This is a genomic window from Mesorhizobium sp. M0106 (assembly GCF_040322715.1).
Classification (GTDB): Bacteria; Pseudomonadota; Alphaproteobacteria; order Rhizobiales; family Rhizobiaceae; genus Mesorhizobium.
On the sequence record NZ_JAMYUA010000027.1, the window covers coordinates 1 to 21,471 of the forward strand.

Here is a 21,471-nt window from a genome sequence, read left to right on the forward strand (position 1 = left end):
ATCTGAAATCGTTGCTCACGATGGCCTGAAATCGTTGCTCATGATCCCGTGAAATCCGTGCTCACGATCGTCTGAAATACGCATGCCGTCCATGGCGGCAGAGAAAGGAAGTCTTGATGACCCCTCGCAACGGCCTTGATTCGCTTCTTCGTCCTGAAGACTCGGTACTCGTTCTGATCGACCACCAGCCTTACCAACTCGCGAACCTGAACAGCCACGATCCGCAAGCTGTGGTCAACAACGCGACCGCGCTAGCGAAGCTAGCAAAAGCCTTCAATGTTCCGACCATTCTCACCAGCGTGATCGCGGGTCGTGGCGGCATCCTCTTCAAGCAGATCACTGACGTCTTCCCGGGGCAGGAAGTGATCGACCGGACTTGGGTGAACACCTGGCAGGACGAGAAGGTGGTGGACGTGGTCAAGGCGACCGGCCGCAAACAACTGATTATCGCAGGCCTTTGGACCGAAGTCTGCGTCGCGATGCCTGTCATCCAAGCCCTCGGCGAAGGCTGGGACGTGTCCGTGATCACCGATGCGTCGGGCGGCGTTTCGACCGAGTCCCACCAGATCGCCATCCAGCGGATGATCGCGGCTGGCGCAAACATGATGACCGTGATGGCGCTCGCTGGCGAATGGCAGCGCGACTGGGCGCGCACCGAGCATGTCGAAGAGCTGACCGAGATTCTCATCCAGCACTTCGGCGGCAGCGGCATCGCCTTCCTGTGGGAGCAACAACTCCTCAAGACGCCTGTGCCGAGCGAAGGCTGATTCGGGCCGGGATGGCGAGCATTTCGGTGAGGGTCGGAATCGATCCGTTTGCCGGCCCTCGCCATCTCACCTCACAGGGAAGCCTTGTGATGCCGAACCCACCTTCACGAGCAGTCGCTCGTCGCACATCCTGGATAGATAGCATCGGGGATGCCGATGGCCGTGAGTTCAGCCGTGCGCACCTCGCCCCGCCCTCGCGGTAGAGCGATGGCCCGCTCCCTGAGCGTCGGTGTCGGCCCGCCGGCGAGGCGTAGGGCTTCTGCGCCGTCCGGTCACGTTTGCGCATTTTTGGCGACTCTGGTGCATTCTGGTGTAGGGGTATGGCAAATTCGTGTTTCTCAGCTTCATCGACTCCGGCGAGCCACCGTCTTTTCGACGCTAAGGCGCATGCAGCGCGCCGCCGTCCGACTTTTTTCCGCGTAACGATCTGGGTCAAGTTTCCACCAGCCTAGCGGACAGGAATTCGATGAAGCGCTGGGTCTTGGCTGGAATGAGGCGAGTTTCGGTGACGGCGTGAATGCTGACCGGCGACCCCTGCCATTCGGGCAGGACACGCCGGAGCCTGCCCGAGGCCAAATCTTCGGCGACGATCTTCTCGGCAAGCAGGGCAATGCCCTGGTGGTTGACCGCGAGGGCGCGGATCATCCCGACGCTGTTGACCGTGAAGCGGCCTCCAACCTCGACTTCGACCTTGTTCATCCCCTGATGCAGGGTCCAGATCTTCGGCATGCAGATGCATTCATGCTCCGCCAGATCCGCCGGTGTCGCCGGCTCGTCGGACGCTTCGATGTAGCCAGGAGATGCATAGAGGTGGCGCGCGTGGCGCCCGATCAGGCGAGCGATCAGGCTGGAGTCTTCCAGCTCGCCGATGCGGATCGCTACATCGAACGGCTCGGCCACCAAATCGACGCGGCGCGGGGTCAGGTCGAACTCGAAGGTGATGCCGGGATAGTGCCGCACGAAATCGACGATGATCGGCGTCAGGTAAAGCGTGGCGAAGTCGACCGGGAGCGAGACCCGCAGGACACCGCTCGGCTGCTCCAGCATGGCGCCGAGCTGCTCGTGTGCGAGCCGTGCCTCGTCGACGATGCGCTTGCTTCGTTCGTAATAGAGCTGGCCGGCCTCGGTGAGCTCGATCCTGCGCGTCGTTCGATGCAGAAGCCTCAGGCCGATCGCCTTCTCCAGCGCGCTGATACGTCGCGACAGAGTCGAGTTGGGCATGCCCAGAGCCTCAGCCGCCTTCCGGAAGCTCCTCGCTCTCGCCACCTCCACGAACAGCGCCATGTCGTTCAAATGGCTCATGCTATTGCTCCATATTTGCAATATTGATTTCACTTTCGCCGGATTTATCCCGACATTGGAATAGTGGACAAGGGCTCCAGCAAATGGAGATCCCAATGAGTCCCTTATTCACCCCTGTCCGCGTCGGCCGCTACACTCTGCCTAACCGCCTCGTCATGGCCCCGATGACGCGCAGCCGCGCCGGGTTCGACGGCACGCCGGGCGAGCTGGCCACCGAATATTATGCCCAGCGCGCCGGCGTCGGCCTGATCGTCACCGAAGGCACCCAGCCCTCTGATGACGGCCAGGGCTATCTCACCACACCGGGCATCTACACGCCTGTCCATGTCGCCGGCTGGCGGAAGATCGCTTCCGCCGTGCACGACAAGGGCGGCCGCATCTTCATCCAGCTGATGCACGCCGGGCGCATGTCGCATCCCGACAATACGCTGCATCACCGCCAAGCCGTCGCGCCCTCCGCGATCGCGCCGGGGGCGGGTATGTTCACGATGACCGGGATGCAGGATATTCCCACGCCGCGCGCGCTGACGACCGAAGAGGTGCGCCAGACGGTCGCCGATTTCCGCCATGCCGCGCGCTCGGCGGTCGAGGCGGGCGCCGACGGCATCGAGATTCACGGCGCGAACGCCTACCTGGTCCAGCAGTTCTTCGCGCCCAGCGCCAACACGCGCACGGACGAATATGGCGGGTCGATCGAGAACCGAGCGCGCTTCGCCATCGAAGTCGCCACGGCGATCGCCGAGGAGATTGGCGCGGACCGCACCGCGATCCGCCTGTCACCCGGGACGACGATATGGGGGATCGACGAAGGCGCCGAAGGGCCGGACCTCTACCGCTATCTGGTCGCCGAACTCGACAAGCTCGGGCTCGCTTACGTGCACATCATGCACCAGGGCGACGAGGCGCTGCTGGCCGATATCCGCAAGCTCTGGCACCAATCGCTGATCCTCAATCGGCCAAGTCGTCCGCGTGACCAGATCGGCGCCGACGTAGCTTCGGGGCTGGCCGATCAGGAGTCCTACGGCCAGATGGTCCTGGCCAATCCGGACTTTGTGGAACGGTTGAAGACCAATGCGGCGCTGAATGCGGCAGTCCAAGCCACTTTCTATGGTGGCACCGCCTTGGGCTACACCGACTATCCTGCTTTGAGCGCGTAAAGCGCAAGCAAGTAAATTTCAAAGCGCCAGCAATCTAATAACAATTTCTCACCCGAGGTGGACTGCATAATTCGAAGTTTTTCTTGAGAGACTTCAAACTATATCGCCCAACAGGAAGGAGAAGCCTGATGAACCAACACAATGACTTCCAAAGCGCCCCCGGCCGGGCTGAACCGCTTGGCTCCGGCCGGGCCCTACGCCTTCAAGCATATGGCGGCACAGAGAGCTTGAAAGTCGATTGGCTATCCGCCCCCGAGCCTGGTCCCGACCAAGTGCTCGTCCAGGTCAAGGCTGCCGGAGTAAACGGAATCGACTGGAAAATCCGTGAAGGCTACGTCCGCGACAAGTTCAAGTTATCTTTGCCCGCGACGCTTGGCATCGAAATGGCGGGGGTCGTGCTGCGGACCGGCTCCAGCGTCGAAGGCGTGAGGGTCGGAGACCGGGTCATGGCCGCGCTGGGTGGCCTGGGCGCTTATGCTGACCACTTGCTGATAAATGCCGAAAAACTCGTCAAGACGCCTGCGGTCCTGTCAGACATTGACGCAGCGGCAGTACCGGTGGCGGCGATGACGGCATGGCAAGTCCTTCAGGTCGCCGATTTCAACCTTCGGGGGCGGCGGGTGTTGATCCACGGCGCGGCGGGTGGGGTGGGCAGCTTCGCTGTCCAGTTCGCCAAGACGGCTGGAGCGACCGTCTATGCTACAGCCTCAACCAAGAGCGTGGCCCATGTCCAAGCCTTGGGCGCTGACGAAGTGATCGATTACCAGAAACAGAACTTCGAGGTTCTTGCGAGCGACATTGACCTTATCGTCGATCTTGTCGGGGGCCAGGTCTTAGACAAATCTTGGTCGGTCCTATCGCCTGGCGGCGTCCTGGCCAGCATCGCTGCAACTGATGTGGTTTCGCGCGCCCCGGCAGGCCGTCGTGGCATCTGGTTGTCAGTCAAACCTGACACCGCGCGCCTAGCCACAATCGCTCAAGAGATCGCTGGCGGCCCGCTGCGGTCGACGATTGCAGAAGTGATCGGCTTCGACGATCTGGCATCCGCGATCGAGCGCAATCGCACCGGCCACGCTCCCGGAAAGATAGTCTTAGACCTCACCAGGTGACTTCAGCTCATGGTAATCGTCCCTAAAGGGGACCGTCTGCATTCGGCTCATGTTGGGACGGCCGTGAACCACAGTTATGCAGGGCCTTTCCGCTCCGCCGCAAATCTCAAATGCGCGTTTTTTAGCCTTCCCTGACCGGCAGCGCCTTTTCACCGGAATCGACCGCCCTATTTCGCCTCGACAGGTGGGTGGCTGCTTGCTGGACGAGTCCCTGCGACGAGTACGGCATGTGCTTCGAGGTAACCCCCAATGGACTTCCACGATCGGCACCTATTGCGGTTGCGGGTGAACGGAGAGGATCACAGCCTTTCCGATCTCGATCCCCGCGTCACGCTGCTCGACCTGCTGCGCGAGCGGCTTCATCTGACCGGAACGAAAAAGGGATGCAATTTCGGCGAGTGCGGCGCCTGCACCGTGCATCTCGACGAACGGCGTGTGAATGCCTGCATGATACTTGCCGTGTCCTGCGAGGGACGCGAGGTCACGACGATCGAAGGCTTGGCAAACGGCGATGCGCTTCATCCCGTGCAGCAGGCGTTCATCGATCATGATGGGTTCCAGTGCGGATTCTGCACGCCCGGACAGGTGATGTCGGCGGCGGCACTGATCGAGGAGGGACATACCGGCTCCGATGCCGAGATCCGCGAATGGATGAGCGGTAATCTGTGCCGCTGCTCGGCCTATCCGCAAATCGTCGAGGCGGTGCGCTCAGCGGCCGGGAGGGCGATCCAATGACCCCATTCGTCTATGCGCGCGCCGACAGCCTGGGCGACACGATCGCAGCCGGTGCCGCGCCCGACAGCGCCTTTCTCGCCGGCGGCACCGAATTGCTCAACTGGCTGCGCCTTGGAATTGCCGGGCCGGCGCGGATCATCGATATCTCCCGCCTCGACGGGCTGGATCAGATCGAGGCACTGCCCGGCGGCGGCTTGACGATCGGCGCGCTGACGCATCTCAACGATGTCGCGCAGCATGCGCTGGTGATGCGCGATTATCCGGTGTTGAGCCAGGCGATCCTCAACGCCGCATCGCCGCAGCTGAGAAACCTAGCAACGATAGGCGGCAATCTTCTGCAGAAGACGCGCTGTGCCTATTTCCGTGCCGAAGAGCAGTTGCCATGCAACAAGCGTCAGCTCGGCTCCGGCTGCTCGGCATTGCATGGCATCAACGACAATCACGCGATATTCGGCTGGACCGAGGATTGCGTCGCCACCCAGCCATCCGACCCGGCGGTGGCGCTGGCAGCACTTGATGCGGTCATCGTCACCGCGCACCGCAGCGGCGGCCGGCGCATTCCGGCAGCGGAATTCCACCTGCTTCCCGACACGCGGCCCGAGGCAGACAATGTGTTGCAGCAAGGCGAACTGATCACGGCAATCGAGCTGCCGGCGCCGGCGCCGCGATCGGCTTACCTCAAGGTGCGCGAGCGCGAATCCTACGAGTACGCCATCGTCTCTGCCGCCGCTGTGCTGGAGATGGACGGCCAAACCATCCGTCGGGCGGCCCTGGCGCTGGGGTCCGTCGCGCTGCGGCCGTGGCGGCTGAGCGCCGCCGACCAGCAGCTCGCCGGTGCCGAAATCGGCGATCGCGAGGCGTTGAGCACCGCTATCGAGCAATCCTTCGCCGAAGCGCGTCCCTTGTCGCAGAACGCCTACAAGATCGAACTGGCCAAGACCGCCGCTTTGCGGGCGATCGAAAGAGCAGCGAGGATGCCGTCATGATGATCAGCCAGCCTGTTGCCCGCCCTGACGGCGGCGTCAAGGTCACCGGCCGCGCCCGCTATGCGGCCGACTATTTCGCCCCCGACCTGCTCTATGCGGTACTCGTGACCGCGCCCGTTCCGGCCGGCCGCGTGACGTCGATCATGGTCGACGACGCGCTCGCCGAGAACGGCGTCGTGCGTGTGCTCACGCATGAGGACATGCCCAAATTCGGCCGGTTCGTATCGCCAAGGGCCGAGCCCGATACGCAGATGCAGCAAGCCGAAGGCCCGCCCGCGGCGCAGAGCTTCATGCCCATGCAGGGCGACGAAATACGTCACGAGGGCCAGCCGCTTGCCATTGTGCTGGGCGAGACGCTGGAGGCGGCGGAGGCCGGCGCTCGCCGCGTCGCGTTGCGCTACGCGTTCGCCGAGCCGGAGTTGCCGGCACCCCCCGAGTGGACCGCCATCGACAAGGCTGCTGTCGTGCCGAGGGAGAGCGGCTTCCTGTTCCTGGAGCCGACGTTTACGAAGGGCGAGGTCGACCGCGGGCTTGCTGATGCCGCCGCCACGGTCGAAGCCGTCTATTTGCAGCCGTCGCGCCATCACAACGCCATGGAGCCCTCGGCGACGCTCGCCGAATGGAATGACGGAGAGCTGACGCTGCACGACGCCACGCAGCACGTCTACGGTGTCCGCCAGGTGGTTGCCGCCCGCATGAATGTCCCGGCCGAGAAGGTCCGCGTGATTTCCCGCCATACCGGCGGCGGCTTCGGCGGCAAGGGCTGGATCTGGCCGCATCAGGTGCTGGCCGCCGCCGCCGCGCGCATCATGGAGCGCCCGGTCAGGCTGGCGCTAAGCCGAGCCAATGCCTATTCGTGCCTCGGTTATCAGCCGCGCATGGCACAGAAGATCGTGCTGGCGGCGGACAGGTCGGGCAAGCTGACCGCCGTGCAACAGGACGTGGTCAACCTGACCACCGTGACCGACGATTTCGTCGAGTTCGCCACCGAAGCCTCGAAGGGTCTCTACGCCACGCCGGCCATGCGTCTCAGCCAGCGCGTGGAGCGCGCAAACGTCGCCATGCCGACGCCGCTGCGCGCGCCGGTCGAGGGTCCGGGCACCTGGGCGCTCGAAAGCGCGATGGACGAGCTCGCCCACCGCCTCGGCATCGATCCGCTCGATCTGCGTCTGGTCAACCATGCGGACACGGATCCGGCCACCGGCCAGCCCTGGTCGTCGAAGAAGCTGCGCGAGGCTTATGAGGAAGGCGCCCGCCTGTTCGGCTGGCGCGAGCGCCCGCGCAAGCCGCAACGCGACGGCGATTGGCTGATCGGCTACGGCATGGCGACCTGCAGCATGGGCTGTTTCCGCAACCCGACGCCTGCAGCCGAGGTCAGGTTGCACCGAGATGGCACGGTGCTCATCCGCACCGGCACCCAGGACATAGGGACCGGAACACTCACCATCTTTCCGCAGATCGCGGCCGACGTGCTGGGCCTGCCGATGGAGAGGATTGAGATGGAAATGGGCGATACACAGCTGCCGGAGGCGGGACCGACCTATGGCTCGTCATCGACCATGGGGGTGGGCGCGGCGGTGCTTGCCGCTGCCGAAGATGCGCGTTCGCAGCTTGCCCGTCTTGCCAATCTGCTGCCGGACGAGGTCGAGATGCAGGACGGCAAGATTCGCCGCAGAGGCGCTGCCGGCGGTCAGACGATCGCCGACGTGATGAGCCATACCGACATCGGCGAGATCACCGGCTCCGGCTCGTTCGATCCGGCGCAGCATGGCAAAGGCCTCGCGATGCGCACTTTCGGCGCGATTTTCATGGAGGTCGGCGTCGATCCGGGGCTCGGCCTGCTCAGGCTTCGTCGCGCCGTGGGCAGCTACAGCGCCGGCCGCATCGTCAATCCCCGCACCGCACGCAGCCAGATGACGGGCGGCATCATCTGGGGCTGGGGCATGGCGGCAATGGAGCAGAGCAGGCACGAACCGGTGCTTGGCCGGTTCCTGTCGAAGAACCTTTCCGGAGTCGCCATTCCGGTCAACGCCGACATTCCCGGCGACATCATAATCCACTTCGTCGATGAGGTGGACGAGCATGCCAGCCCGATCGGCGGCAAAGGCATCGGCGAACTCGGCGCCACCGGCGTTGCCGCTGCTGTTGCCAACGCCGTCTTCGACGCTACAGGCAAGCGGATCCGGGAGTTGCCGATCACGCCGGAAAAACTGCTGTGGAAGGATCGGCCCGCGGAAGCGTCTGCTCGACGAGGTTGACGTAATAGCGCATCACCGTCGGCACGATCTCGTCGTTGAAAACGTAGCGGTCGCCGTGCAGGCCTTCGCCCGGGCCGACCTCGCCGGCGCCGATCCACGCATAGCAGCCGCCGGCGGCGCGGATCATGAAAGCGAAATCCTCGCAGCCGAGACTGGGGCTGAACTCGGTCAAGACATTCTCCCGGCCGACGACGGAGGCGGCGGCCTCGACGGCGCGGGCCGTCGCATCGGCCGTATTGATCAGCGGCGGATAGCCCTTCCTGTAGTCGAGCCTGGCCTTGAGCGAATGCGCGGCGGCAATACCTTGTGCGATCTCGCCGATCAGCCTCTCGCAATGGTCGGAAAGGCCGTGCTCGAAGAAGCGGCAGGTGCCTTGCAGCCAGACCTTGCCCGGCACGATATTGCCGACATTGCCGCCATGAATCTGCGTGATGCTGACGACAAGCGCGCTCTGAGGGTCGACCGAGCGGCTGACGATGCGCTGGACGGCTTGCACGAAGGCGCCCGCGGCCAGGATCGGGTCATCCCCGAGCTGCGGCATGGCGGCATGAGCGCCAAGACCCTCAAAGGTCAGTTCGAAATTATCGACGGCCGCCATTTGCGGCCCGACGCGGGCGGCGATCGTCCCCAGCCTGATGCCCGGCCAGTTGTGAACCGCATAGACCGCTTCGACCGGAAAGCGCTTGAACAGGCCGTCCTCGATCATGCGCATGCTGCCGCCCTCGTTTTCCTCGGCCGGCTGAAAGATGAAAGTGACGGCTCCGTCGAAGGCGCGCGATTGACTGAGCAGTTTGGCGGCGCCGAGCAGCATGGCGGCGTGGCCGTCATGGCCGCAGGCGTGCATCACGCCCTCGTGCCTCGAAGCATAGGACAGGCCGGTTTTCTCCAGCACCGGAAGCGCGTCGAGCTCGGCGCGAAGGCCGATAGCGCACGTTCCAGCGCCGCTGCGCAGGACACCGACGACGCCGGTGCCGCCGATCCCTTCATGCACCTCGTCGACGCCGAAGGAGCGCAGCTTCTCTGCAACGAAACGCGCCGTTTCGTATTCATTGAATGCGAGTTCCGGATTGGCATGGATATGGTGCCGCCAGCCTATAACCTCTGGTGTCAGCGCGGCGACGGGGTCATTATGCAACATGATGCCTCCTTTCCGCCGACAAAAAGCGGCTTGGTTTGCCTGCCATAGAAGGCCCGGCGAGAGGCGTCTTGAACCGGATTGACCATGGCAAGGACAAACGAAGCGGCAGAGACCGGGAAATACTGGCGCCATCCGTGCTTCCCCGACCTGGGCCTGTTCGAGGCGCGCTTCACCCGGCACCGCTATGACTTGCACACGCACCCGACCTATGTGATCGCCCTGATCACCTCTGGCTGCGAGCGCATTCGCATCGGCCGCAAAAGCGTTCTCGCTCCGGCAGGCACCATTGCCGTCGTCAATCCCGAGGAGTGGCATGACGGCGAACGCGGGGCGGATGAAGGCTGGGCCTACCGGACGTTTTATCCTTCGGTGCCGATGATGACCGCGCTTACCCGCGAACTCGGCCGCGACGGCGCTCCAGTATTTTCGCGCGCGACTATCGAAGACAGCAGTCTCGCCGCAGCATTGATGGCAGCACACCAGGGCTCGACATCCCCGGACACAATGACGGCCGAGACGTCCCTGCTCGTGGCGCTGCGACGGCTGATCGTTCGGCATGGCGACTCGAGCGGACAGGCCGAAGAGATCGAAAGCTCCGGATCGCAGCGAAGATTTTCCCTCTACCGCGATCTTGTCGAAAGCGAGCTTGGCTCGCAGGTCGACCTCAAGCGGCTTGCCGGCGCGGCTGGCGTGACCCGGTTCCAGGTCATCCGCGACTTCAACAAGGTAATTGGCCTGACGCCGGCGGCCTATATCCGCGACCGGCGATTGCGCCGGGCGAGCGCGCTGATCGAACAGGGATTTGGCCTCGCCGACGCCGCTATTACGGCGGGTTTCGCCGACCAGAGCCATTTTTCCCGTACATTCCGGGCCATGCATGGCATGACGCCGGGCATGTTCAGAAGAGCGGGATAAGGCGCTCCTGAACAGACAAGCTTGTGCCTCAAAGCTTGCTGCGCAATGCTGGCGCAGCTCGGGGGGAATCATGCGAAAAATCTTGGTATCGACGCTGCTGCTCGCGGCTGCACTGTTTGCAAACAACGCCCAGGCGCTCGATGCCAGCGGCACGCCGGTTGTCGTGACCCCGCTTGCCTCTCGCACCGAGACCGCGTCCGGCCAGCCGATCACGCTGCCGCAGAAGAACGTACAGGTCCTGGTCTCGGCCTATCAGATCGCGCCGGGCGCGACCTTGCCGGTCCACAAGCATCCGTTTCCGCGCTATGCATATGTCGAGGCCGGCACGCTTCAGGTCACCAATGTCGAGACCGGCAAGAGCAACACCTATCAAACAGGTGATTTCATCATCGAGATGATCGGGCAGTGGCATCAGGCGACCAATGTCGGCGCCGATCCGGTCAAGCTGCTGGTCATCGACCAGGTCGAAGAAGGCACCAAGAACACGGTGTTGCGCCAGTAGCTGCCACGTCTGAAAACGGCGTCCGGGGCGGATCCAGCACAGCGCGTAACAGGCGTCAGAACGCGAACCCCTCCGGCAAATTGTGATTCCAATAGCCTTCCTCGACAAGTTCACTTATGCGCCAGCCCTCGGACGTGCGTACGACGCGGTCTCGATACCAAAGCCCCTGGAAGAAGACCTGCCTTTTGCCTTCGCCGAGGTCTACCACCATCGGGCATGAACAATGCGCGCGCACGCTGGCCTCATCCCCTCGGAGATCCAGAAGGATTGTCGAAATGGCGTGCTGCGAGATCAATATCTTCGAAAGGGCGCCTTTCATGTAAGCAACATGCTCATCCACACCGCTCCTGATTCCACCTGTTACAGTGTCGTCAAGCACGGCATCGGGTGTGAATATTTTGCGATAGGCTTCCCAGTCGCGATCGTCCACCGCATAGCAATAGCGAACAAGCAGTTGTTCGATCTCAAGCCTATCGGAAACCTCCTGCAATGAAAGGGTCATGTCCTGTCTCCGCGGTTGGCGGCACTAATGCCGCATGCGCCAAGCCTGCCCCGACATTTCGATCAATATTCACGTTGCCGATGCTCCGAGCAACCTCGCCGCGCGATTGGGCATGCGCAAACCCGAACACTCATTTGGCCTCCGCCTTTACCCGGCCGGCAGCGGCGGCCAGCACGGCGCGATCCCCCTCTTCGTACAAGCGGCGGATGGAGATTGCCTTGACGCGCCAGCCTTCCGGCGTCCGCACCAGCCGGTGGAGATAGCTGCCACCGACCGTCCAGAACCGACCGCCGATCCAGTGGGTTGCGCGGATATGGCTGCGCGCAACCGCACCGTTATCCCCGCCTTCTACAATGATGTTGGTGATGAGGTGCTGGGTGGCGTCGAAGCCCGGCAGCAGCGCTTGCCATTGGGCGATCAGCGCGTCGCGGCCGCTGGTCGTGACCTCGCCGCCGAAGAGGCTGGTATAGTCGGTCGTGACACGGGCCGCGAGATAGGATCTGACCCGGTTCCATTCACGCAGATCGGCATAGAGGCCGATCCCGGCCACTGCCTCGGCGATTGCGATCCTGTCTTCGACTGTCAGCGCATCTCCCGGAGCGCTCGAGGCGGGCGCCGAGACGGCGGAAACCATCGCGGCGGAAACCGCCGAGGCCAGGACATGCCGGCGGGTGACGAGGCTCATTGTCCCGCCTCCCCCGCACTGCCCAGCGTCGCGCGGAAGTGCGCGGCGACGGCATCGCTTGCGGCCTTCACCGGCGCGGCACGATCGTAGAAATCGAATTGGGTGACATTGTCGAGCCACAGCTCCCGCCTGGAGCTGGTCAGCCGCGTGTAGAATTTGTGCGCCCCCTTCGGAATGGCAGCCGCCTCGCTGTGCACCATCAGAAAGGGCTGGTGCAGGCGCGGAGCAGCCTGGATAGCGTCGAACCTCAGCCAGCCGCGCCAGAACGCCGGATCGGCCTCGTTGCGCCAGGCCGGGAGCATGCCGCGATCGGGTTCGGTGTAATAGGGCACCTTGAACATGATCGCGCGCTCGTCGGTCAGGCTGGCGGCCGGCAAGAACGCTTGCTTGCCGGTGCGGCGATACTCAGCCTCGGCCGCATCGCCCACGGCCTCAAGCCTGACGACGCCATTCCGGCCGCCATAGGCCTGCTCGACCACTTCGGCATCCTGCAACCAGGGCGCAACGAGGGCGACCGATTTGATCGCGGCGTTTTCGGCGGCGGCGGTGACCATATAGCCGGAGCTGGCGCAAATGCCGAGCCCGCCGATGCGGTCCTGATCGGCTTCGGGCCGGCGCGAGAGATAGGCGACCGCCGCTTCGATGTCGGCGATCTTGGCGTTAGGATCCTCGTACTGGCGGCGTATGCCGCCGCTTTCGCCCCACCCACGAAAATCGAAGGTCAAGGCGACGAAGCCACGATCGGCCATCTCGCGGGCGTAGCGGGCCGGCATCTGTTCCTTCACCGTCATCCAGGCGCCGGTCACGACCAGCGCCGGCCGAGGTTTCGCCGCGTCCATATCCTCCGGCAGATAGAGCTCGCCGATGATCTGCTCACCGTACGAGGCAAAAGCGACGCGCTCGACGCGCGGTACGGCGACGGCATTGGAGGCGGCGAGCGCGGCGGTGGTTGCTACGACAAGTGTCAGGGTTTTAAGCATAGCAAGTCTCCTTTGGCTTGGAATGAGAAGCGCGGCGCGTTGCGAGAAAGACCGCCGTCTCAGCGCTCGCCAGCCAGTCGGCCGGGCAGCGGCTTCAGCGGGTAATGCGCCCAGTAGAAAGCGTCCGACTGGTACATGTCGGTCAAAAAATTCTGTGCCTCGGCGATCTTGCCGTCCTGGATGCGAAACATCAGCGCGTAGAGCTGGTCGATCTCCGGACCTGAGCCGACATTCGACCAGCCGCGATGGACGTCGACGACGAGGTCGCCTTGCGCCTGGAAGAAGATCGGCCCGGCCTTGAACTTGCCATCGGCCAGGCCGCGGAAGAAGGCGACCACCTCGTCCGGCCCGCGCTTGTCGCCGGCGAGCGGATGATGACCGGGAATGCGCCACACGATGTCGGGCGCGAGGAAGGGCCGCACGGCCTCGGTATTGCCGGTCGCGTAAGCTGCGTAATAGTCTTTGATGAGCTGGATATTGCGGTCTTCCAGTGACCCGCTGTGCGCCGGGGCGGCAGACACCGCCAGAAGAGTGCCGGCGGCGAGTAAAGCAAGCCTGGTCATCGATCCTGTTTCCTTGTCTTTTCGAGCCGTTCCCGAGGCCCGTTCGTCGGACCCAACATGACGCCTTTTGTTCGCCGGAAAAACCAGTAGAATTCGACAGGGCTATTTGGAAAATCCTTACAATGCGCCTCGACCAATTCAGCGGCATCGTCGCCTTCGTGAAAGTCGCCGAGGCCAGGAGCTTCACCCGCGCCGCCGCCGAGCTCGGCGTCGCTCCGGCCTCGTTGAGTGAGGCGGTCAAGGGGCTCGAGGAGCGTCTGGGGGTGCGGCTGCTCAACCGCACGACCCGCAGCGTTGGCTTGACCGAGGCTGGCGCCCACTACCTCGACCACGTGCGCCCGGCAGCCGAAGACATCTGGGCGGCTGGTGCGGCTCTGCGCGAGAGCCGCGACCGTCCCGCCGGCACGCTGCGCCTCAGCTTGCCCTGGATCGCCGCGCCGCTGCTGATAGAGCCATTGATGCGGCCGTTCATGGATGCTTATCCCGAAGTGCGGCTTAGTCTGATCTTCGACGACAGCTTCGTCGACATCGCCGCCGACGGCTTCGATGCCGGCCTGCGCATCGGCGAGCTTCTCGAGAGAGATATGATCGGCGCGCGCCTGGGCGGGCCCCTGCAGATGGTCGTGGTGGGCAGCCCCGATTATCTGGCGCGCAACGGCACACCGAAACGGCCGGCAGACCTCGCCGCCCATCGCTGCATCGCATTCGCCCTCACCCGCACCCGCACGATTTCACCCTGGGAGTTCATCGTGGAGGGACGCGAAGTCGCATTCACGCCGGACGCATGTCTGGTCGTGAACACGCTTCCGCTGTGCATTACCGCCGCCGCGCAAGGGCTTGGCCTCGCCTTCGCCGTCGAGGGCCTCGCCGCGCCGCTTCTCGCCTCAGGCGCGCTGGTCAAGGTGCTGGAGCCTTTCTGTCCCGCTTACGAGCCGCTTCACCTCTATTATCCCAGCCGCCGCCTGGTACCGCCGAAGCTGCGGGCCTTCATCGACTTCGTGCGCGCGAACGCTCACGAGTTGCGGATCTGACGTGCCGTTGCGAAAAGCGAGTCCCGTTCAGCCCCAGGCGCCGACCATCTGCCTGGTGGTTGCGTTGAGCCGGTTGAATGCGTTGATCAGGGCAATCTGGACGACCAGGGCGGCAAGCGCCTTTTCGTCATAGTGCCGGGCGGCTTCATCCCAGACCGCATCCGTTACCGCGTCTGGCCGGTCGGCCAACCGGGTTGCCGTCTCGGTCAGTGCCAGCGCCGCGCGTTCGGCGTCGGTGAAGTAGGGTGTCTCCCGCCATGCGGACACGGCAAAGATGCGCTCGTCCTTTTCGCCGGCCTTCTTCAATTCGCGCGCATGCATATCGACGCAGAGGCTGCATCCGTTGATCTGGCTGGCGCGTAAATGGACGAGCTTGCGCGTCACATAGGACAGGTCGGCCGTCTCCGTCGACTTGTCCAGCGCGAGCAGTGCCTGCAAGGCGCCGGGAATGAGCATCACCGGGTTTTTCAACCGTGCTTGCATGGTGGTCTCCTTAGGCGTGTTTTTGCCGGCCGCACATTTAGCTTTCGGTCGGCTGCGCTGTTAATCAATCAATAACTCGCTAGCTATGAATCGACATATAGCTGAACGGTTATGGATGTGTCAAGCGGCAAAATTGGAGCACCGCCGGCCGCCCTGTCGCGTGTTGAGCCAACACTTCCGGCTTTCATCGCACCATGCCCGATGCTACCGCTGGCCAGCTGAAATCATCGACGGATCGCCCATGACCGAGACCGAACGCCCTCGCCTCCCGCTGATCGAGATCTGCGTCGAAGGCATAGACGGCCTGCTGGCCGCGCAAGCCGCAGGCGCCGACCGTGTCGAGCTCTGTGCCAGCCTGATCGAGGGCGGCATCACGCCGAGCTTCGGCACGGTGCGCGCCGCGCTCGAGCTGGCGACGATCCCGTTCCACGTCATCGTGCGGCCGCGCGGCGGCGATTTTCTCTATAGCGAAGCCGAATATCGTTCGATGCTCGCCGATGTCCGTGCGCTTGCCGAGCTCGGCGTCGCCGGTGTCGTTATCGGCTGCCTTAATGCCGACGGCACGATCGATGAGCAGCGCATGAGCGAACTGGCGCAGGCAGCGGGGAGCTTGAACGTCACCTGCCACCGCGCCTTCGACATGACCCGCGACCCGACCGAGGCGCTGGAGACGCTGATCCGCTGCAAGGTCGGCCGCGTGCTGACCAGCGGCCAGCGCGACACGGCACTGGAGGGCGCTGACCTGCTCGCCGATCTTGTCAGGCAGGCCGGCGACCGCATCATCATCCTCGGCTGCGGCGGGCTTGATCCCGAGAACATCGGCAAGGTGCGGAGGAAAACCGGGTTGAGCGAAATGCACTTCGCCGCGCTCAAGGACGTGCCGAGCGCCATGCGTTACCGCAACCCAAGGGTCGGCATGGGCGGCACCGACCTCGACCGCGAATACCGCAACACCGTGACCGACGAGGCGCTGGTGGCGGCGACCATCGCCGCTGCCCGGACATGATCCTGGAAGATCGAACAAAAACATGATCGAAATGCGTTTGCCGATCGAACGGGTTTCGCCGCAGGATGAGCCCGCCATCCTCGCGCTCAACAACGAGCACGCTGCGGAATTATCATGGCTCGAACCTGAGAGCCTGTCCTTCCTGCTCGGCGAAGCGTTTTACGCGCGCCGTATCGGTGCGCTCGAAGCCTTCATCATGACCTTCGACCAGCACGCGAGCTACGACAGCCCGAACTTCCTGTGGTTTCGCCAGCGCTTCCCGCGGTTCGTCTATGTCGATCGCGTCGTGGTCGCCGCCGCAGCGCGCGGGCGCGGCCATGCCCGCCGGCTGTATGAGGATCTGTTCGAGCAGGCGTCACGCGCGGGCCAGGCGATCGTCACCTGCGAAGTCAATGCCGAGCCACCCAATCCGGCTTCGGACGCCTTCCATGCCGCACTCGGCTTTGCGGAAGTGGGCGACGCGGTGATCCACGGCGGCAGGAAAGCCGTGCGGTATTATGCAAGACGGATCGCCGGCTGAACGGCGGGCGCCGTTCGCCCTACCAATTGCGGTTCAGCCAGGAGCGGGCCGGCTTTTCGATGATGTAGTAGCTGCACAGCGCGCAAGCGAACGCCGCCGCAAGCATCAACCACGGCGAACTGCCTTTTATGTCGACGAATTGATAAAAGGGCTGCTGCCAAAGATAGAGCGAATACGACCACAGCCCCAGCATCGTCATCGGCAGGGACGATAGAAACCCGGTCAGATACCGGCTGCTGAAGTCGAGCAAATTGACGGCGAGCGCCAGCAGCGGCACCGCGACCAGATAGTGGATCGGGGTAGGCACGGCAGCCATGAACACTAGCATCGCCACGACAGCGGCCGCCAAGGCGACATGCGGGCCCTTGAGCAGCGCCGGCAGCCTGTCGTCGGCCTTGAGCAGGCATATCACCGCTGACAGCAGGATCGAGGCGATGTGCACGTCGGTGCGCCAATAGGTGCCCTCGTAGCCTATTGCGAGCACCCGGTAGGAGATGGCGCCGTTTGCCATGGCCAGCACCGACAATGCGCCGAGCAACATGATGACCCGGGACCGCCCCGAGACGACGACGCTGATCAGCGCCAAGATGATATAGGCGTGCTCTTCGACGCACAGCGACCAGATATGGTCGAGCGCGCCGGCGCGGGTGACGAGAATTCCGGCATAGTTGTAGGTGAACGTCAGCGCCGTCAGCGCCGCCTTCCATTTGAAGGCGATGAATGTGCCGGACAAGGCAACCATCGCGGCGACGACAAAAATCAGCAGTGCCGGGTAGATGCGGGAGAACCGGCGCTTGAAGAATTTCTTCAGCGGATAGTATTCGACAAACAGGATCTCGGCCATCAGCCGGCCGCTGAGCACGAAGAAGAATTCGACGCCCAGGACGCCGAGATTGATGCCGGGAACGGGGAAGAAATGGCCGATCAGCACCAGCGCGATCGACAGGCCGCGCCAGCCGTCGAGATAGGCAAGCCTGGTTCTTGCCGAGCTATCGGCGACAGGCCTGGACACGACAAGACGCGTCGCGGAGATGTCCGTCATGCCGGTCCCTTCATTGAACCTGCGAAAGGCGGGCTGGAGGCCGCATTCCTCCAGCTATATTGCAGCGCACCAGAACTTTGTGCAAGTGCGAGATAACGACACGCCCGAAGCACAGGACGGACCGAATGGGGCTGTTACGTCCGTTCCCCGAAACCAACGGTCGACAGTCTCAGGCGTTGGCGGCAGGCGCTTCGCGCCGTGGCCGGCTTATTCCCAAATGGTACATTGCCATCTGGCCGGCAGAGCAAAATGTACCGGCGATTTCCGCGGCACCGTGCGGCAGGCCTAGCCTTTGCGCGATGCAATGCCTTGCCCGACCGGCCAAATCGGTCGAATGTGCCGGCGACATATCCACTGAAACAGAGACAGTGCATGACCGGCTTCGTCCTTCCCCTGCCCGCAACCCCGTCGGTGGCCGTGGCCGGCTCGCCGGAGCGTTTTGCGGTGCGCCGGATCTTCTGCGTCGGCCGCAACTACGCCGCTCATGCCCGCGAGCTCGGCAATGATGAGCGCGACCCGCCCTTCTTCTTCACCAAGCCAGGCGACGCAGTGGTCGATGCGGCGGTCGGTTCGGGTACGATTATCCCCTACCCGCCGCTGACCCAAAACCTGCATCACGAAATCGAGCTGGTCGTCGCGATCGGCGGAGCCGGCTTCCGCATCCGGCGCGAGCGCGCACTGGACCATGTCTGGGGTTACGGCGTCGGTGTCGACCTGACCCGCCGCGACCTTCAGGACGAGGCGAAAAAGGCGGCAAGGCCGTGGGACTGGTCGAAAGCCTTCGACCGTTCAGCGCCCTGCGGCCCGCTGGTCCCGGCGCAAAAATCCGGTCATCCCGAAAAGGGCTGCATCTGGCTCGCGGTCGACGGCGAGATCAGGCAGGACGGCGACCTTGCCGAACTGATCTGGCCGGTTCCCGACATCGTGTCGATTTGCAGCGAGGCGGTAGAACTCCGGCCAGGCGACCTGATCTTCACCGGAACACCGGCTGGCGTCGGCGCCGTCGGGCCGGGCGAAAAGATCACCGGTGGCGTCGACGGCATCGGCGAAATCGAACTGACCATCGGCCAACCGATCCGATGAGCGACATCGTCCTCCATAACTATTACCGCTCCTCGACCTCTTACCGGGTGCGGATCGCGCTGGAGATGAAGGGCCTGTCCTACGACTACGTGCCGCATCATTTGCGCCACGGCGAGCATCTCGAACCCGCCTACCTCGCGGTCAATCCGCAAGGGCTGGTGCCGGCACTGGTCCTGGGCGATGGCACGCTGCTGACGCAATCGCTGGCGATCATCGAATATCTCGACGAGACCACGCCTGAGCCACCGCTGCTGCCCAAGGATGCGCCTGGCCGCGCCCGCGTCAGGATGCTGGCGCAGATGATCGCCTGCGACATCCATCCGGTGAACAATCTGCGCGTGCTGACCTCGCTGCGCACACTGTTCGGCGCCGGCGACCAGGATGTCGTCAACTGGTTCCGGCACTGGGTCAACGAAGGCTTCCAGCCGCTTGAAAAGATTCTGGCTTCCTCGCCCGAGACCAAGACATTCTGTCATGGCGACACGCCGGGGCTGGCCGACATCTGCCTGGTCGCACAGGTCACCAGCAATGCCCGCTTCGGCGTCGACATGACGCCCTACCCGACGATCTCGCGCATCAATGCCGCCTGCATGGCGCTGCCGGCGTTCCAGAAGGCCGCGCCTGAGAACCAGATCGATGCCGAATAGCCGCAAATTGCGTGAAGTGATGAGGAACTGCCGATGAAAGCCGTCGTCTTCGAAAAATTCGGCGAGGCGCCGACGATCCAGACGGTGCCGGATCCGACGCCTTCGCCGGAAGGCGTCGTCATCAAGGTCGAGGCGACCGGCCTCTGCCGCAGCGACTGGCATGGCTGGATGGGCCACGACGACGGCATCCGCCTGCCGCATGTGCCGGGCCACGAACTGGCCGGCGTCGTGGTCTCCGCAGGCAACCAGGTGACCCGCTGGAAGGACGGCGAGCGCGTCACCGTGCCGTTTGCCGTCGGCTGCGGCCGCTGCTTCGAATGCACCTCGGGCAACCACCAGGTGTGCGAACATCAGTTCCAGCCCGGCTTCAGCGCCTGGGGTTCGTTCGCCGAATATGTCGCCATCGACCATGCCGACACCAATCTCGTGCGCTTGCCCGACGAGATGGAATTCGCCACCGCCGCCAGCCTCGGCTGCCGGTTCGTCACCTCGTTCCGCGCCATCGTCGACCAGGGCCGGGTGACGCCCGGCGAATGGGTGGCGGTGCACGGCTGCGGCGGCGTCGGCCTGTCGGCGATCATGATCGCCAGCGCCATGGGCGCCAATGTCGTCGCCATTGACCTCACGGACGAGAAGCTGGACTTTGCCAAAAAGATCGGCGCGGTGGCGACGATCAACGCGGCAAAGACGCCGAACGTGGTCAAGGCGGTCAAGCAGATCACCAATGGCGGCGCGCACATGTCGATGGACGCGCTCGGCCACCCCAGTACCTCGTTCAACTCGATCGCAAACCTGCGCCGCCGCGGCCGCCACGTGCAGGTCGGCCTGATGCTCGGCGACCATGCCAGGCCGCAGATACCGATGGACAAGGTGATCGCATTCGAGCTCGAAATCCGCGGTAGCCACGGCATGCAGGCCTTCCGCTACCAGGCGATGATGGAGATGATCCGCACCGGCAAGCTGAAACCCGAGCTGCTGGTCGGCAAGAAGATCAGCCTCGAAGAGGCGCCGGCCGCATTGATGGCGATGGGCAGCTTCGAAGGCATAGGCATCGGCGTGGTGACCAGATTCTAGATCACGCCCCGAGTCTGGATCAGCGAAACGACGCGCAGACCTCCCGCACGCAGGCTCGCAGCCAGCCTTGTGCCGGATCGGCATCGAGTCGCGGATGCCACAGCATCGAAATGGTGACCTCCTCGATATCGACCGGCAACGGGAAGCTGTACATGCCCGTGCGCGCGCCCAGCGTGTGCCGTTCGGGGACGCTGGCGATCAGATCGGAGGCGCGCGCCATGGCGAGCGTGGCCGAGAAGCTGGAAACCATGCACACGATCGTCCGTTCGAGTCCCAGCCGCTTCAAGGCCTCGTCGATCGGGCCCCTTTCGCGGCCGCGCCGCGAAACGCTGATGTGGCGGCCGGCCGCATAGCGTTCCGGCGTCATTGGGCCCTCGCCCAGCCTGTGACCCGTTCGCACCGCACCGATGAAGCGGTCGCGAAACAGCGCCTGAATGCGCATTTCAGGGCTCGTTTCACTGGCAACCCCGATTTCGAGATCAACCGCCGCGTCACGCAACGAGATGTCGTTCTTGTCGGATTTCGGCGCAAAACGCAGCCGCACGCCAGGTGCATCCGCTTCGACACGGGTCAGAAGACGCGGTGCGAACTCCTCGACGAAACTTTCGTTGGCGCGCAGCGTGAAGACCTTGTCGAGAGCAGAGAGGTCGAGGAGCTTGGCCGGGCGCAGCAGCGCTTCCGCATCCTGAACGACTCGGCCTACCTGTTGCTGCAATTCGAGCGCGCGCGGCGTCGCAACCAGGCCACGGCCGGCCCGGACCAACAATGGGTCGCCTGTCGCCTGGCGCAACCGCGCCAACGTCCGGCTCATCGCCGAGGGACTGAGGCGCAGCCGCCCGGCCGCGCGCGCCACACTGCCCTCGGTCAGCAGCACATCGAGGGCGACAAGCAGATTGAGATCTGGCGACGACATGGAAGGACCGTAGCACAGCTCGGCCGCGATGTGGCGTTTCATGCACGAATAAGATGCAAATACTGCGCCTTCC

Annotated in this window: 23 protein-coding genes; 14 read left to right on the forward strand and 9 right to left on the reverse strand. The window is 63.8% G+C overall.

Translation table 11 applies throughout. The annotated features are described in order from the left end of the window. Window positions 1-116 precede the first annotated feature (116 nt). Window positions 117-767 (forward strand): hydrolase, encoded by a 651-nt coding sequence (locus tag NKJ55_RS23345; protein ID WP_352451920.1) that lies wholly within the window; start codon window positions 117-119, stop codon window positions 765-767. A gap of 432 nt (window positions 768-1,199) precedes the next feature. Here the strand turns inward: NKJ55_RS23345 and NKJ55_RS23350 are convergent, their stop codons facing one another. Beyond that, on the reverse strand, window positions 1,200-2,069 hold the full coding sequence (locus NKJ55_RS23350) for a LysR family transcriptional regulator (RefSeq protein ID WP_352451921.1): 870 nt from the start codon (window positions 2,067-2,069) through the stop codon (window positions 1,200-1,202). An 83-nt stretch (window positions 2,070-2,152) separates the two neighbouring features. On the opposite strand from NKJ55_RS23350, the gene NKJ55_RS23355 reads away from it, so the two are divergent. From NKJ55_RS23355 to NKJ55_RS23375, 5 genes are all read left to right on the forward strand, one after another. Then, window positions 2,153-3,226 carry an alkene reductase gene (locus NKJ55_RS23355; protein WP_352451922.1) on the forward strand — a complete coding sequence of 358 codons (1,074 nt, stop codon included), beginning with the start codon at window positions 2,153-2,155 and terminating at the stop codon, window positions 3,224-3,226. Window positions 3,227-3,354: 128 nt separating this feature from the next. Further along, entirely contained in the window at window positions 3,355-4,335 is a 981-nt protein-coding gene (locus tag NKJ55_RS23360; RefSeq protein ID WP_352451923.1) for an NADP-dependent oxidoreductase, read from the forward strand. Between the two features lie 249 nt (window positions 4,336-4,584). Continuing rightward, window positions 4,585-5,070, forward strand: coding sequence for a (2Fe-2S)-binding protein (locus NKJ55_RS23365; protein WP_352451924.1), 486 nt, complete (start codon window positions 4,585-4,587; stop codon window positions 5,068-5,070). Next, complete coding sequence (locus tag NKJ55_RS23370; RefSeq protein ID WP_352451925.1) at window positions 5,067-6,056, forward strand: FAD binding domain-containing protein; 990 nt, start codon at window positions 5,067-5,069, stop codon at window positions 6,054-6,056. The genes NKJ55_RS23365 and NKJ55_RS23370 overlap by 4 nt, the downstream gene beginning before the upstream one ends. Continuing rightward, entirely contained in the window at window positions 6,053-8,314 is a 2,262-nt protein-coding gene (locus tag NKJ55_RS23375) for a xanthine dehydrogenase family protein molybdopterin-binding subunit (RefSeq protein WP_352451927.1), read from the forward strand. The genes NKJ55_RS23370 and NKJ55_RS23375 overlap by 4 nt, the downstream gene beginning before the upstream one ends. On the opposite strand, the gene NKJ55_RS23380 is transcribed toward NKJ55_RS23375, so the two are convergent. Beyond that, complete coding sequence (locus NKJ55_RS23380; RefSeq protein ID WP_352451928.1) at window positions 8,253-9,452, reverse strand: amidohydrolase; 1,200 nt, start codon at window positions 9,450-9,452, stop codon at window positions 8,253-8,255. The genes NKJ55_RS23375 and NKJ55_RS23380 overlap by 62 nt on opposite strands. Before the next feature lie 84 nt (window positions 9,453-9,536). On the opposite strand from NKJ55_RS23380, the gene NKJ55_RS23385 reads away from it, so the two are divergent. Together NKJ55_RS23385 and NKJ55_RS23390 are read left to right on the forward strand one after the other, a co-directional pair. Further along, window positions 9,537-10,367, forward strand: a complete 831-nt coding sequence (locus NKJ55_RS23385) for an AraC family transcriptional regulator (RefSeq protein WP_352451929.1) — start codon at window positions 9,537-9,539, stop codon at window positions 10,365-10,367. Window positions 10,368-10,437: 70 nt separating this feature from the next. Further along, window positions 10,438-10,869: a cupin domain-containing protein gene (locus tag NKJ55_RS23390; RefSeq protein ID WP_352451930.1), complete on the forward strand. Its 432-nt coding sequence runs from the start codon at window positions 10,438-10,440 to the stop codon at window positions 10,867-10,869. Window positions 10,870-10,924: 55 nt separating this feature from the next. Here the strand turns inward: NKJ55_RS23390 and NKJ55_RS23395 are convergent, their stop codons facing one another. The 4 genes from NKJ55_RS23395 to NKJ55_RS23410 all read right to left on the reverse strand — a co-directional run bounded on the left by NKJ55_RS23395 (window position 10,925) and on the right by NKJ55_RS23410 (window position 13,599). Then, a complete protein-coding gene (locus NKJ55_RS23395) occupies window positions 10,925-11,371 on the reverse strand; it encodes a nuclear transport factor 2 family protein (protein WP_352451931.1) in 447 nt (148 codons plus the stop codon). A 130-nt stretch (window positions 11,372-11,501) separates the two neighbouring features. Further along, entirely contained in the window at window positions 11,502-12,056 is a 555-nt protein-coding gene (locus NKJ55_RS23400; protein WP_352451932.1) for a nuclear transport factor 2 family protein, read from the reverse strand. After that, complete coding sequence (locus NKJ55_RS23405) at window positions 12,053-13,036, reverse strand: alpha/beta hydrolase (protein WP_352451933.1); 984 nt, start codon at window positions 13,034-13,036, stop codon at window positions 12,053-12,055. Before NKJ55_RS23405 ends, NKJ55_RS23400 begins: the two co-directional genes overlap by 4 nt. A 59-nt stretch (window positions 13,037-13,095) precedes the next feature. Continuing rightward, window positions 13,096-13,599, reverse strand: coding sequence for a nuclear transport factor 2 family protein (locus NKJ55_RS23410; RefSeq protein WP_352451934.1), 504 nt, complete (start codon window positions 13,597-13,599; stop codon window positions 13,096-13,098). Window positions 13,600-13,721: 122 nt separating this feature from the next. On the opposite strand from NKJ55_RS23410, the gene NKJ55_RS23415 reads away from it, so the two are divergent. Next, window positions 13,722-14,630 carry a LysR family transcriptional regulator gene (locus tag NKJ55_RS23415; RefSeq protein ID WP_352451935.1) on the forward strand — a complete coding sequence of 303 codons (909 nt, stop codon included), beginning with the start codon at window positions 13,722-13,724 and terminating at the stop codon, window positions 14,628-14,630. 27 nt (window positions 14,631-14,657) lie between these two features. Here NKJ55_RS23415 and NKJ55_RS23420 read toward each other — a convergent pair whose 3' ends face one another. Next, complete coding sequence (locus tag NKJ55_RS23420) at window positions 14,658-15,113, reverse strand: carboxymuconolactone decarboxylase family protein (protein ID WP_352451936.1); 456 nt, start codon at window positions 15,111-15,113, stop codon at window positions 14,658-14,660. 241 nt (window positions 15,114-15,354) lie between these two features. On the opposite strand from NKJ55_RS23420, the gene NKJ55_RS23425 reads away from it, so the two are divergent. Together NKJ55_RS23425 and NKJ55_RS23430 are read left to right on the forward strand one after the other, a co-directional pair. After that, window positions 15,355-16,119 carry a copper homeostasis protein CutC gene (locus tag NKJ55_RS23425; RefSeq protein ID WP_352451937.1) on the forward strand — a complete coding sequence of 255 codons (765 nt, stop codon included), beginning with the start codon at window positions 15,355-15,357 and terminating at the stop codon, window positions 16,117-16,119. A 31-nt stretch (window positions 16,120-16,150) separates the two neighbouring features. Continuing rightward, window positions 16,151-16,639, forward strand: a complete 489-nt coding sequence (locus NKJ55_RS23430) for a GNAT family N-acetyltransferase (RefSeq protein WP_352451987.1) — start codon at window positions 16,151-16,153, stop codon at window positions 16,637-16,639. Window positions 16,640-16,658: 19 nt separating this feature from the next. Here NKJ55_RS23430 and NKJ55_RS23435 read toward each other — a convergent pair whose 3' ends face one another. After that, complete coding sequence (locus NKJ55_RS23435) at window positions 16,659-17,681, reverse strand: acyltransferase family protein (protein ID WP_352451938.1); 1,023 nt, start codon at window positions 17,679-17,681, stop codon at window positions 16,659-16,661. Between the two features lie 372 nt (window positions 17,682-18,053). Between NKJ55_RS23435 and NKJ55_RS23440 the strand changes: the two genes are divergently transcribed. From NKJ55_RS23440 to NKJ55_RS23450, 3 genes are read left to right on the forward strand one after another with little or no spacing between them, the layout of a single operon-like run. Continuing rightward, entirely contained in the window at window positions 18,054-18,764 is a 711-nt protein-coding gene (locus tag NKJ55_RS23440; protein WP_352451939.1) for a fumarylacetoacetate hydrolase family protein, read from the forward strand. Further along, a complete protein-coding gene (maiA, locus tag NKJ55_RS23445) occupies window positions 18,761-19,411 on the forward strand; it encodes a maleylacetoacetate isomerase (RefSeq protein ID WP_352451940.1) in 651 nt (216 codons plus the stop codon). The genes NKJ55_RS23440 and maiA overlap by 4 nt, the downstream gene beginning before the upstream one ends. Before the next feature lie 33 nt (window positions 19,412-19,444). Further along, window positions 19,445-20,485: a zinc-dependent alcohol dehydrogenase family protein gene (locus NKJ55_RS23450; RefSeq protein WP_352451941.1), complete on the forward strand. Its 1,041-nt coding sequence runs from the start codon at window positions 19,445-19,447 to the stop codon at window positions 20,483-20,485. Between the two features lie 19 nt (window positions 20,486-20,504). Here NKJ55_RS23450 and NKJ55_RS23455 read toward each other — a convergent pair whose 3' ends face one another. Continuing rightward, window positions 20,505-21,398 (reverse strand): LysR family transcriptional regulator, encoded by an 894-nt coding sequence (locus tag NKJ55_RS23455; RefSeq protein WP_352451988.1) that lies wholly within the window; start codon window positions 21,396-21,398, stop codon window positions 20,505-20,507. Window positions 21,399-21,471: the final 73 nt, after the last annotated feature.

Bases quoted from the DNA above. Each gene is read 5' to 3' on its own strand.
- NKJ55_RS23360 (WP_352451923.1), top strand. From the start codon at position 3,355: ATGAACCAACACAATGACTTCCAAAGCGCCCCCGGCCGGGCTGAACCG.
- NKJ55_RS23420 (WP_352451936.1), bottom strand. From the start codon at position 15,113: ATGCAAGCACGGTTGAAAAACCCGGTGATGCTCATTCCCGGCGCCTTG.
- NKJ55_RS23375 (WP_352451927.1), top strand. From the start codon at position 6,053: ATGATGATCAGCCAGCCTGTTGCCCGCCCTGACGGCGGCGTCAAGGTC.
- NKJ55_RS23400 (WP_352451932.1), bottom strand. From the start codon at position 12,056: ATGAGCCTCGTCACCCGCCGGCATGTCCTGGCCTCGGCGGTTTCCGCC.
- NKJ55_RS23415 (WP_352451935.1), top strand. From the start codon at position 13,722: ATGCGCCTCGACCAATTCAGCGGCATCGTCGCCTTCGTGAAAGTCGCC.
- NKJ55_RS23345 (WP_352451920.1), top strand. From the start codon at position 117: ATGACCCCTCGCAACGGCCTTGATTCGCTTCTTCGTCCTGAAGACTCG.
- NKJ55_RS23395 (WP_352451931.1), bottom strand. From the start codon at position 11,371: ATGACCCTTTCATTGCAGGAGGTTTCCGATAGGCTTGAGATCGAACAA.
- NKJ55_RS23455 (WP_352451988.1), bottom strand. From the start codon at position 21,398: ATGTCGTCGCCAGATCTCAATCTGCTTGTCGCCCTCGATGTGCTGCTG.
- NKJ55_RS23365 (WP_352451924.1), top strand. From the start codon at position 4,585: ATGGACTTCCACGATCGGCACCTATTGCGGTTGCGGGTGAACGGAGAG.
- NKJ55_RS23440 (WP_352451939.1), top strand. From the start codon at position 18,054: ATGACCGGCTTCGTCCTTCCCCTGCCCGCAACCCCGTCGGTGGCCGTG.
- NKJ55_RS23390 (WP_352451930.1), top strand. From the start codon at position 10,438: ATGCGAAAAATCTTGGTATCGACGCTGCTGCTCGCGGCTGCACTGTTT.
- NKJ55_RS23405 (WP_352451933.1), bottom strand. From the start codon at position 13,036: ATGCTTAAAACCCTGACACTTGTCGTAGCAACCACCGCCGCGCTCGCC.
- NKJ55_RS23425 (WP_352451937.1), top strand. From the start codon at position 15,355: ATGACCGAGACCGAACGCCCTCGCCTCCCGCTGATCGAGATCTGCGTC.
- NKJ55_RS23350 (WP_352451921.1), bottom strand. From the start codon at position 2,069: ATGAGCCATTTGAACGACATGGCGCTGTTCGTGGAGGTGGCGAGAGCG.
- NKJ55_RS23355 (WP_352451922.1), top strand. From the start codon at position 2,153: ATGGAGATCCCAATGAGTCCCTTATTCACCCCTGTCCGCGTCGGCCGC.
- NKJ55_RS23380 (WP_352451928.1), bottom strand. From the start codon at position 9,452: ATGTTGCATAATGACCCCGTCGCCGCGCTGACACCAGAGGTTATAGGC.
- NKJ55_RS23385 (WP_352451929.1), top strand. From the start codon at position 9,537: ATGGCAAGGACAAACGAAGCGGCAGAGACCGGGAAATACTGGCGCCAT.
- NKJ55_RS23410 (WP_352451934.1), bottom strand. From the start codon at position 13,599: ATGACCAGGCTTGCTTTACTCGCCGCCGGCACTCTTCTGGCGGTGTCT.
- NKJ55_RS23430 (WP_352451987.1), top strand. From the start codon at position 16,151: ATGCGTTTGCCGATCGAACGGGTTTCGCCGCAGGATGAGCCCGCCATC.
- NKJ55_RS23370 (WP_352451925.1), top strand. From the start codon at position 5,067: ATGACCCCATTCGTCTATGCGCGCGCCGACAGCCTGGGCGACACGATC.
- maiA (WP_352451940.1), top strand. From the start codon at position 18,761: ATGAGCGACATCGTCCTCCATAACTATTACCGCTCCTCGACCTCTTAC.
- NKJ55_RS23435 (WP_352451938.1), bottom strand. From the start codon at position 17,681: ATGACGGACATCTCCGCGACGCGTCTTGTCGTGTCCAGGCCTGTCGCC.
- NKJ55_RS23450 (WP_352451941.1), top strand. From the start codon at position 19,445: ATGAAAGCCGTCGTCTTCGAAAAATTCGGCGAGGCGCCGACGATCCAG.